Source organism: Methanosarcina hadiensis (assembly GCF_046529725.1).
GTDB lineage: Archaea > Halobacteriota > Methanosarcinia > Methanosarcinales > Methanosarcinaceae > Methanosarcina > Methanosarcina hadiensis.
The window spans coordinates 241,076-252,531 of sequence record NZ_CP136241.1; the positions used below are offsets into that span (position 1 = coordinate 241,076).

The window sequence follows — 11,456 nt, forward strand, 5'->3', positions numbered from 1 at the left end:
TGAGGTAAAACCATGAGAAAACACAACACTGCTGTCTATCCCTTTACTGCCATAGTCGGGCAGGAAAGAATGAAAAAAGCCCTGATCTTAAACCTCATCAACCCTAAACTGGGCGGAGTTCTTGTCAGGGGGGAAAAAGGAACTGCCAAATCAACTGCAGTGCGGGCTCTTGCCAACCTCCTGCCCGAAATAGAAGTAGTTGAAGGCTGTAAATTCAAATGCAATCCTGAAAACAGAAACAAATTATGTGAAGAATGCCTTGAAAAGCTAAAAGACGAGAGCCTGAGGGTTTCCCGGATAAAAATGAAGGTTGTGGACCTGCCGGTAAGTGCCACTGAAGATAGGGTTGTCGGGACTCTTGATATCGAACATGCCATCAGGAAAGGGGAAAAACGTTTCGAGCCTGGAGTGCTTGCGATGGCGCACAGGGGCATTCTATACGTGGACGAGATCAACCTCCTTGATGACCATCTCGTAGATGTGCTCCTTGACTCTGCTGCAATGGGAGTAAATACCATCGAGCGTGAAGGAATCTCTTATTCCCATCCTGCGAATTTTGTGCTCGTAGGCACCATGAACCCGGAAGAAGGAGAATTGAGGCCTCAGTTGCTGGACCGCTTTGGTTTATGCGTGGATGTAAAAGGTATCAGTGACGTGTCGAGAAGAGTTGAGCTTATAAAATACAGGCTCAGTTACGAGGCGGATCCTGAAACTTTTGCATCAAACTGGCAGGCTGCCGAAACTGAGTTATGCGGACAGATTCTCAATGCGAAACAGTTGCTTTCCGAAGTCAGGATTTCCGATGATATGCTTGAGCTGATCAGTCAGATCTGTGTTGATATGGGGGTTGACGGGCACAGGGCGGACATAACAATGATGAAAGCCTCGATAACCCTTGCAACTTTTAATGGCAGAACAGATGTCCGTGAAGAAGACGTGAAAGAAGCTGCAGAGCTTGTGCTCTCTCACCGAATGCGCAGGAAACCTTTTGATTCACATTCCGATAAGCAGGATAAACTTGACGAGAGTATTGAAAATCACAGGGAGAAACAGAAAGAGAAAAATAAAGAGAAAGCGCAAAATAGAGATCAAAATAAACAGGAACCACAGAAACAGGAACGTAAAGAAAACACTGAAAAAACTCACGAGCATCCTGAAGAGTATCAGTCGGAAAACAAACAGAATCAAACTGAGGGACAGCCTGACGCTTCCTCAGAAACTATTTTTTCTACTGGGGAAAGCTATCAGGTAAAGCAATTGACGCCAGAGTTCCTGAGGGCTGACCGGAAAGGGTCAGGAAGGCGCAGTAAAACCTTTACAAGCTCCAAACAGGGCAGATATATAAAAAGTACAATTCCTCACGAAAAAACTACGGATCTTGCATTTGATGCTACTCTGAGGGCAGCTGCCCCCTATCAGCTCACACGTGAAAAGAACGGGAACTCCGTAATAATTCACAAATCTGATTTCAGAAAAAAGGTCAGGGAGAAAAAGATCGGTAATCTTGTTCTTTTTGTGGTGGATGCCAGCGGTTCTATGGGAGCCAGGCAGAGAATGGTTGCTTCCAAAGGTGCGGTTCTTTCGATGCTTATGGACGCGTATCAGAAACGGGACAAAGTCGGACTTATTGCATTTAAAGGAAATAGTGCAGAAGTGCTGCTACCTCCGACGTCCAGCATCGAACTGGCTCAAAAATATCTTCAAGAAATGCCTACGGGCGGAAAGACTCCTCTATCCAGGGGGCTTGTTAAAGGGTATGAGGTCATAAAAACAGAACTCCGGCGTGATCCTGATACATGTCCTTTCATGGTTTTGATTTCTGACGGCAGGGCAAATGTAAGCATGAACGGAGAGTCTCCTCTTCAGGAGATAACTGCAGTCGCTTCCATGCTAAAGGAAGAAGGCATACAGTCTGCCGTGATTGACACGGAAAGCAGTATGATAAAGTTCGGACTTGCACAGCAAATCTCTACAGCTCTTGGAGCCACTTACCTGACTCTTGAGAATTTAAAAGCAGATTCTATAGTTAATGCTGTTAGAGCTTCAGCTCCATTTGACCTTGTGTCACCTTCAGGCGCTTTTTCGGTTTGAGTTTTCCAGGGCTGGCTATTTTTCGTGTCTGGCAGGCTTTTTCAATATAGGGCTTCATTTCCCAAAAATACAACAAAAGCTATATGTCTACCTTAAGCTTTAAACCATGCCTATGGATTTTCAGATCTTGGATGCAGATTACGAAATCGTTGACAGTAGCCCTGTTATCCGCCTCTTTGGCAGGGGAGCCGACGGAAAAAGTGTATGCTGCTTTGTCCCGGATTTTGAGCCTTACTTTTATCTCAAGGCCTCAGGAGACCTACACGCTGTAGCAAGAATTATCAAAGATACTTTTGAGCAGGTCAAAAAAGTCGAGATTGTTGAAAAATTCGAGCCTGTAGGCTACCAAAAAGAAAAAACAGAGATGCTCAGGATTACTACTAACCTGCCGAGGGATGTGCCTGAGATAAGGGACGAAATTCTGAAAGTCCAGGATGTTGTAAAAGCCGAAGGCTACTGGCAGGTTTATGAAAGTGATATCCTTTTCCGAAACCGCTTTTTAATTGACAGGGACCTTGGAGGCATGGTCTGGATTTCCGCAGAAGGAAAAACGGTTGATCCTGTCAGGTATTTGAAGGCGGGTTCCGGGGGCAACTCCCGTTGCGAGAAATTCGCATGTGATACTTCAATCCTCGGCTCTGAGCTAAGAAGAGTTGAAAACCTGGCCATTGCTCCTCTGAGGTACCTTTCTTTTGATATTGAGTGTCTTCCCCTTGACGGTGGAATGCCTTCTCCGGATGTCTCTCCCATAATCATGATCAGTTTCTCTTTCGAGCCTGAGTATAAAGGACATAAAACCCTTATCCTGCTGGCAAAACCTGCTGATGGTATGAACGGGGATGTCTGGCCCTGTAAAGACGAAACTGAAATGTTAAACCGCTTTTTCGAAATCTTCTGCGAGTACGACCCAGATATTGTTGCAGGATATAACCACCAGGACTTCGATATTCCTTACATAACTGACAGGGTCAAAGCCCTGAGCGCAAAAGGTGAGTCAATCAGTCCTGTTGTCGGCAGGGACGGAAGCCATATAGGCTATAGAAGGTTCGGGCTCATTACGCGGACAGAGTTTAAAGGAAGGGTGGTTGTGGACGCCCTCCCGCTTGTAAGGAGAGCTTTCAGCCTGAAGCAATATACGCTGAGAGCCGTTTCAAAAGAGCTTCTGAACCGTGAGAAACTTGATGTCCCTCCGCTGGAAATGGAAGAGCACTGGAATGACTCCGGAGAGAAGTTCATTAAATTCGTTGATTATGCACGCAGGGATGCCGAGCTTGCACTTGAGCTTGTCCATCAATTGAGGCTTCTTGACAAGTATATTGCCCTTGCCCAGGTAAGCGGGAGCCTTCTTCAGGAGATTGTTGACGGGGGCCAGACTTCCATGGTTGAAACCCTTCTTCTCAGGGAATTCGGGTTAAGAGAAAGGGTAATTCTTCCAAAACCAGGGGACGAACTGTCTGCAGAAAGGTACGATATGAGTTCTGATCTGAAAGGCGGGGAAGTGCTTGAGCCGAAAAAAGGGCTTCTGGAAAACGTGCTGATCCTTGACTATAAGTCCCTTTATCCGACAATTATGATGGCTCACAACCTGTGTTACACAACTGTTGTAACCAGAGACCGTCCTGATGGGGATACTATAAAGCCTCCTTCAGGTGGAGAATTCGTGCCTCCGGAAGTTTTCAGGGGAATTGTGCCTTCCATTCTTGAAGACCTTCTTAATAAGAGGGGAGAAACAAAGAAGAGGATGAGAAAGGCCTCGGACGAAAACGAATACCGCGTACTTGATGCTACCCAGCTCGCTATAAAAATCCTGCTGAACAGTTTTTATGGCTATTCGGGATATGCCAGGGCGAGGCTTTACAGCCTGACGCTTGCAAACGCAGTAACCAGTTTTGGAAGAAATAATATTCTCAATACTCGTGACCTCATTAACAATAGAATAGGAAAAATCATACTCAGGGATTCGACAGCTTTACTTCTTGAAGAAGCAGGAGAAATTTCTTCTCAGGATAGAATCATTGAACTCTCAGTTGCTTATGGGGATACTGATAGTGTTTTTGTGCACTGCAGGTCAAAAGGAGGCCTTTCCCTTGAAGAGATCAGCCTTATAGGGGATCGGATTTCAAAAATTGTTTCGGCTTCTCTTCCAGACCCTATGGAACTTGAGTTTGAGGCTATTGCAAAACGCGCGGTGCTCATTGCAAAAAAACGATATGCGCTCTGGCTTTTTGAACCCAAAAATTCCGGATGGGAAGACAAAATCAAAGTCAAAGGCATGGAAACCGTGCGCAGGGACTGGTGCGAACTGACATCAATTACTCTTAATGAAGTTCTTAAACTCGTGCTCGTAGAGGGTAACGTTGACCGGGCTGTTGAACACGTCCGTAAAGTGGTCAGTGATGTCAGGAATCTTGACCCCCGAAAAGATACCGAAATTGTCGAAAAACTTATCCTTACCAGGACACTTACCCGGAAGACTGACAGCTATAAAAACAAGCAACCTCACCTGACAGTTGCGGAAAACCTTAAAAAACGGACAGGAGTCATGCCTACGATAGGGACAAGGATTCCCTTTGTTATCGTTGCAGGGAAAGGCCTCTTTGTAGACCGCGCCGAAGACCCTGATTACGTAAGGGAACATAATGTGCCTATAGATGTTGATTATTATGTTAAGAAACAGATCCTTCCTCCCGTTGAACGCATACTGGAAGTTTTCGGGGTCAATGTTTCGTCCCTTGACTTTGACTCGAAACAAAAAGGGCTCTTCGATTTTGAAGCTAAAAAACCAGAAGTAAAAAAACAGGAAAAACAAAAGGTTTACTCTCAAAGAAAGGCCCTAGGAATTGCACAGGAAGAAAAAGTCCCGTGCCAGGAAAACGGGCGTGCTGAGCAGCGTTCCCTTTTTGACTTTTAATATTATTAGCTCCGGCTAGCTGGTTTTTCCCGAAAACCGATTTGCGTTATTTCAAGGATGCCCTTTATATTCCTGTTTTTTCCTTTCCGGCAGCCTGGTCCTGCTCAGGATTAAATCTGCCTGCTCAGGATTAAATCCGAATGGACCTGCCTGGAGTTAAACCAGGATAATTACTCCTTTCCGTAAAAACAATTTTCCCTATATTTGATTGCTAAAAATATTCTTTTGTTTAAGCGCTTTTTTCCCTTTTTAGCGTCTCGCTTATCAGTTTTGAAGATTCTGGTTAATTATTATATGCTTTATATACTTACTATATAGTTATTTTGTTTCCTAAGGATTTCTCTTTTGTATATACCTCTTCATATTATATATGGCGAATCCTTATATATTTCTCTCATTTTATTATCTTCTATCCTGAAAATGATACTGTTAACTGTAAATTGTTAGTTTATTATTATTTATTTAATGGAGTATGTGTAACATGGTTAATAATTTAAAAACATATACCGTCCTCACGTTACTGGTGCTTGGACTCGTATTTCTGGGAATCGGATGTACCGGAAATGAAAATGGTGAAAGCTCTCAGGCTGGGGAAGCCTCTTCCGATGCAGCTCCTGAAACCAGGACTTCTGCCGCCGGGTCACAGAGCATTACCCTGAAAGGTTCAGACACTGTCCTCCCGCTTGCCCAGGCTGAAGCTGAAGAATTCATGCTTGAAAACTCTGATAAAAGTATAACCGTTACCGGTGGCGGGTCCGGTGTTGGAATTACAGCTCTCATTGACGGTGAGGTGAATATTGCTACAGCCTCAAGGGAAATTAAAGCTGAAGAAATAGAAACTGCTCAGGCAAACGGCATCAACCCTGTTGAGACAACCATTGCTTACGACGGCATTTCAGTCGTTGTGAACCCCGAGAACCCTGTTTCCGAACTTACCTTTGACCAGCTTCGCGGCATCTATAATGGGACCATAAGCAACTGGAAAGATGTTGGCGGCGAGGATCTGAAGATTGTTGTGATCTCCAGGGACAGCAGCTCAGGCACTTACGAATACTTCAAAGAAGAAGTATTGCAGGGAGACGAATACCGGCCTGATGCACTTACCCAGCCTGCAACAGGCGGGATTGTGGGAGAAGTTTCCCAGAACCCCAATGCAATCGGGTATATTGGTGTTGCATACCTTGATGACAGTGTAAAAGCCTTAAACCTGGATGCCGGAAATGGCTCCGAAGCCCCAACCTCTGAAAACATCCTGAGCGGCGCATATCCTCTTTCCAGAGCTCTCTACTTCTATACTAACGGCGAACCATCAGGTCTCACGAAGGAATTCACCGATTTTGTACTGAGCGAGACAGGGCAGAGCCTGGTCAGTGAAGTAGGATACTTCCCTGTAGAAAGGTAATGACGATAAAGAATAAATGAAACATAAGTGACGCAAAAAGTTGCTCAAGGGAAAAACATGTTTAACAGGAACTATAAGGAAAAGACAATCGAATCCGTTCTCTTCTCAGTAAGTGCCCTTACTGTCGTTATCCTTTTCCTTATATGCCTTTTTTTGTTCAGGGACAGTTTGCTTCTTTTTAAAGACACGTCCCTTCTGGACTTCCTCACCGGGAAGTTCTGGTACCCAACATCCGTGAACAGGCAGTTCGGGTTATTGCCTCTCTTCTTCGGCTCTCTTATTGTTACTGCCGGAGCAATTATTTTTGCAGTGCCTCTGGGAATTGCTTCTGCCATTTACATCTCTGAAATCGCACCCCCAAAGGTTGCAGATGCCCTGAAACCCTTTATAGAGATCCTTGCCGGGATTCCTTCTGTCGTATTCGGGTTCTTCGGGCTTGTTATCGTTGTTCCGTTTGTAAAAGATTTCTTTAATCTGCCTACCGGGCAAACCGCCCTTACAGGTTCCATTATGCTTGGAATCATGGCTCTTCCTACGATAATCACCATTTCTGAGGATGCCATAAGTTCGGTCCCCAGCACTATCAAGCAGGGCTCTCTTGCTCTTGGAGCTACGAGATGGCAGACCATATACAGGGTTATAGTCCCTGCAGCTCTTTCCGGAATTTCAGCCGCAGTAATGCTGGGCATAGGGAGGGCTATAGGAGAAACCATGACTCTAATGATGGTAACAGGGAACACAGCAGTAATTCCCTCTTTTCCGGGAGGTATTTTCGATCCTGTAAGGACGATGACTGCCACAATCGCACTTGAGATGGGTGAAGTTCCCCAGGGAAGTGCTCATTTCCATGCCTTATTTGCAGTAGGGTCTGTCCTTTTCATAATAACTTTCCTGGTTAACCTGATTGCGGATTCAATCAAAAAACGATACAGGTTTAAGGTGGACTGAAAGTGGAATTTGATTCAAAAGTAAATGAAAGCAATCATAAATCTATTCGGTTGCAGGGTGGATTGAATATAGGATTAAACGCAAGAACAAGTGAAAAAATCGCCTTTACCCTGCTCACCCTTTCAGCAATGACGGTAGCAGGTTTTGTGGTAATTATCCTTGCTTATATTATTTACAACGGCTACAGTGCAATCAGCCTTGAGTTTCTTACTGAAATGCCCCGCATGAGAATGACCCAGGGTGGAATCTACCCGGCAATCGTGGGTACTGTTTATCTTATCATAGGGTCAATGGCTGCAGCTCTTCCTCTGGGGATTATGGCTGCCATTTATCTGAACGAGTACGCAGGAGAAAACCGTACTACCTGGTTCATAGAAATGGCAATCAACAACCTTGCAGGAACCCCTTCCGTAGTATTCGGGCTTTTCGGGCTGGCACTTTTTGTTAAGTATTTCGGGCTCGGCTCTTCTTTACTATCGGCTTGCCTCACTCTTTCCCTTCTTATTATTCCGGTAATTATACGTTCCACTCAGGAAGCGCTGATCGCAGTTCCTAATGAATATCGTGAATCCTCACTTGCACTCGGGATCAGCAAATGGCAGACTATAAGGCATGTTGTGCTTCCTGCGGCTATTCCGGGAATTGTTACAGGAATAATCCTGAGTATCGGAAGAGTTGCAGGGGAAACTGCTCCTATTCTTCTAACCGGTGCCGCCTATTTCCTTCCAAGGCTGCCTGACTCGGTTTATTCCCAGTTTATGGCTCTTCCATACCACCTCTTCGTGCTTGCTACCTCAGGGACAAATGTTATCCAGACCCGGCCCCTCCAGTACGGGACAGCTCTTGTTCTTCTGGCAATTGTGCTGGGGCTAAATATTGTAGCGGTCATGATCCGCAGGCATTACAGGCAAAAACTGAAAATTTGATTAAATTTTGAATAAAATCTCAGTTTGGAATCCATGAATCCATTCAAGTAAAGAATCTCTAAAATTACCAGATTCACATAATAATTGGAGTCAATAAATGACTGAAATCACTCAAAACATAGCTCAGCCTCATATAAAAGTAGAAAACCTTAATTTGTGGTACGGGGAAAAGCAGGCTCTTAAGGACATATCTCTCAAGATTCCTCGAAATAGTGTAACTGCTCTTATAGGCCCTTCAGGCTGTGGCAAGTCTACCTTTATCCGATGCTTAAACAGGATGAACGATCTTGTCAAAAACTGCAGGATCGAAGGTAAAGTGTTAATCGAAAATGAGGATATCTACGGATCAGATATCGATGTTGTTGAGCTCAGAAAGCAGGTTGGCATGGTCTTCCAGAAACCCAACCCTTTCCCAATGTCAATTTTTGAGAATGTGGCATATGGGCCCCGTATCCATGGAGTGAATAAAAAGGATATTGACGGAGTTGTTGAGAATGCCCTTCGTTCGGCTGCTCTATTTGAAGAAACCTCGGACAGGCTCAAATCTCCAGCTCTTTCTCTTAGCGGGGGGCAACAGCAAAGGCTTTGTATTGCCAGGACCCTGGCAGTAAAACCGAGGATCATTCTCTTTGATGAACCTACCAGCGCTCTTGATCCGATCTCCACTTCAAGGATTGAAGATCTCATCATGAATCTTAAAAAGGATTATACAATAGTAATCGTAACTCATAATATGCAACAGGCAGCCAGGATATCGGATTATACAGGGTTTTTCTTTATGGGAGAACTGATTGAGTTCGGTCAGACAAGACAGATCTTCCACAGCCCGAAGGAAAAGAGCACTGAGGATTACATTACTGGCAGGTTCGGGTGATAAAAATGGTCCGAGAACGATACCTTCAGCAGCTGGACCTGCTTAAAAAGTCCGTACTCTCCCTTGGGGAAATGTCCGAACTGATCTTTTGTGACTCAATGGAGGCAGTTATAGACCTTAATGTGGAGCTTGCCAGAAGGACTCTTGCCCTTGAGCCTGAAGTAAACAGACTCGAGGAAAAGATTGAGGTCTCTGTTTTTGACCTGCTTGCACTTCAGCAACCCATGGCAAGCGATCTCCGGCTTGTCGTGTCTGCACTTAAGATTTCAGCAGACCTGAAAAGAATAGTGGGGCTTTCAATTAATATTGCCAAAATCCCTGGAAAATTTGAAGGCGGTCATATAAAGCCACTTATAGATACCAAAAAGATGGCAGATATTGCAGCAGATATGCTTGAGAATTCCCTCAAGGCTTTTGAGGCCCAGGATGTCGAACTTGCGAGAGCAGCAGCAGCCCGGGATGAAGAAGTCGATAAGCTCTTCTATTCTGTGTGGGTTGAGTTGATAGAAATGATGGCAAAAGACACGAGCATTATTTCCAAAGCCACATATTTGCTTTTCCTGATCCGTTATATTGAAAGGATTGCAGATCACTGCTGTAATGTTTGTGAAAGCGTTGTTTATCTTGCAACCGCTGAACGCATCAAGCTAAATTGAAAAAGGTTTTTCTTCTCTTTTTTTGGACTTTTTTCCCATTTCTTCCCCTTTTTTCCTTTTTCTTTTTGTGTTCTGTTTATCCTATGCCTGGTTCTTACTCTGCTCTGATCATTAGTTTAAAACCATTACTTTAAAACTTTGGAAGTCATTTCTTTTATGCTGTTTCGACTTCCTTCTCGTTCCTTATTCTTAAATTCAACCCATGTATATGCTTTAAGTACGTTTTAAGCATATAGACGCCCATGCCTGATATTCACATCAAGAATACAAGAATTTACTATAATAACTCTCTTCAGACTGCCGAAATCATTATTGAGAACGGCAAGATTACAAAAATCGGAAAAGACTTCCGTATCTCAAGTTCGGATATGGTAATTGATGCAGGAGGAGCACTTACCCTGCCTGCCGGAATTGACGTTCATGTTCATTTCAGGGAACCGGGCATGGCCCTGAAAGAGAACTGGTACACAGGCTCATGTTCTGCAGCTGCCGGGGGCATTGCTACTGTTATTGATCAGCCTAACACCATACCTCCTACGACTGACAGACGCTCTTTTGAACAGAAGCTTGAGCTCGCCCAGAAGAAATCCATTGTAGATTTCGGTATCAACGGCGGAGTAACAGGAAATATCGAAAGGCTCAAAGAACTCTGGAAGCTGGGTGTTACTGCTTTTGGGGAAATTTTCATGGCTGAGTCTACTGGCGGGCTTAACATCGATGAGGAAGATTTTGAAGAAGCTCTGGCTGAGATCAAAAGGCTTGGAGCCCTTGCAACTATCCATGCTGAGGATGAAAAGATGCGTCTTGAACTGGAGCAGCTGCTGAAAGGGGAGGTTTCCTGTGATTACCATTCAAAGGTGCGCCCGAATGCATGTGAGGCATCGGCTGTCCAGAGTGCTCTTGAGCTTATCTCCAGGCTCGAAGTAAAGGCACATTTCTGTCATCTGAGCACGCTTGAAGCTGTGGGCATGATCCGGAAAGAAAAGTATCTTGCTAAGAGAGAAAATAAAGCAACCCTTTTTACATGTGAGGTCACTCCTCATCATCTGTTCCTTTCAACAAGGGACTGGGAAAGGCTCAGGTCCTTTGGCAAAATGAACCCACCTCTGAGGGGAAGCCACAGCATCAAAGCACTTGTAAACGGGCTGAATGACGGGACTATTGATATGGTAGCTTCTGACCATGCTCCGCACCTGGAATCTGAAAAAGATGTTGATATCAGGGCTGCCCCGTCGGGAGTTCCCGGAGTTGAGACTCTTATGCCTCTTATGCTTGCGGCGGTCAGGAAAAATATCCTGCCTCTTGCACAGATGATAATGGTTACAAGCTGGAACCCTGCAAAGGCTTTCGGGCTGGACTGCCTGGGTAAAGGAAGACTTGAGGTCGGGTTCGATGCTGACCTTATGATTGTGGATCCCAGGAACCTTCGACCCATACAGGCTGATATGCTGCACAGCAAGGCTGGCTGGACACCTTTCGAAGGCATGGATGCGGTCTTCCCTGAGTATACTCTGTCAAGAGGCGAGGTAATATGGATGGAAGAATCCATTAATGCAAAGCCTGGAAGGGGCAAATTCCTTGAAGGAAGCGGGAAAAGGTTAGAAGAAGATGAAGAAGACTGAGAGGAGACCGGATCAGATTAAGGTTC

8 protein-coding genes are annotated in these 11,456 nt (G+C 44.8%); all 8 read left to right on the top strand.

What is annotated here, in order from left to right; all coding sequences use genetic code 11:
• The first annotated feature begins 12 nt into the window (after nt 1-12).
• The 8 genes from RSJ42_RS01070 (at nt 13) to RSJ42_RS01105 (ending at nt 11,430) form a co-directional block, all read left to right on the top strand.
• Nucleotides 13-2,091, top strand: a complete 2,079-nt coding sequence (locus RSJ42_RS01070) for a putative cobaltochelatase (RefSeq protein ID WP_410508902.1) — start codon at nt 13-15, stop codon at nt 2,089-2,091.
• Nucleotides 2,092-2,197: 106 nt separating this feature from the next.
• Nucleotides 2,198-5,002, top strand: coding sequence for a DNA-directed DNA polymerase (locus tag RSJ42_RS01075; protein ID WP_410508903.1), 2,805 nt, complete (start codon nt 2,198-2,200; stop codon nt 5,000-5,002).
• A 481-nt stretch (nt 5,003-5,483) separates the two neighbouring features.
• Nucleotides 5,484-6,404: a PstS family phosphate ABC transporter substrate-binding protein gene (locus RSJ42_RS01080; protein ID WP_410508904.1), complete on the top strand. Its 921-nt coding sequence runs from the start codon at nt 5,484-5,486 to the stop codon at nt 6,402-6,404.
• Nucleotides 6,405-6,461: 57 nt separating this feature from the next.
• Nucleotides 6,462-7,352, top strand: a complete 891-nt coding sequence (pstC, locus tag RSJ42_RS01085) for a phosphate ABC transporter permease subunit PstC (protein WP_410510279.1) — start codon at nt 6,462-6,464, stop codon at nt 7,350-7,352.
• A gap of 2 nt (nt 7,353-7,354) precedes the next feature.
• Nucleotides 7,355-8,278: a phosphate ABC transporter permease PstA gene (pstA, locus tag RSJ42_RS01090; protein WP_410508905.1), complete on the top strand. Its 924-nt coding sequence runs from the start codon at nt 7,355-7,357 to the stop codon at nt 8,276-8,278.
• A 97-nt stretch (nt 8,279-8,375) separates the two neighbouring features.
• Entirely contained in the window at nt 8,376-9,152 is a 777-nt protein-coding gene (pstB, locus tag RSJ42_RS01095) for a phosphate ABC transporter ATP-binding protein PstB (RefSeq protein WP_410508906.1), read from the top strand.
• 5 nt (nt 9,153-9,157) lie between these two features.
• Complete coding sequence (gene phoU, locus RSJ42_RS01100; RefSeq protein ID WP_410508907.1) at nt 9,158-9,808, top strand: phosphate signaling complex protein PhoU; 651 nt, start codon at nt 9,158-9,160, stop codon at nt 9,806-9,808.
• A gap of 242 nt (nt 9,809-10,050) precedes the next feature.
• Nucleotides 10,051-11,430, top strand: a complete 1,380-nt coding sequence (locus RSJ42_RS01105) for a dihydroorotase (RefSeq protein WP_410508908.1) — start codon at nt 10,051-10,053, stop codon at nt 11,428-11,430.
• Nucleotides 11,431-11,456: the final 26 nt, after the last annotated feature.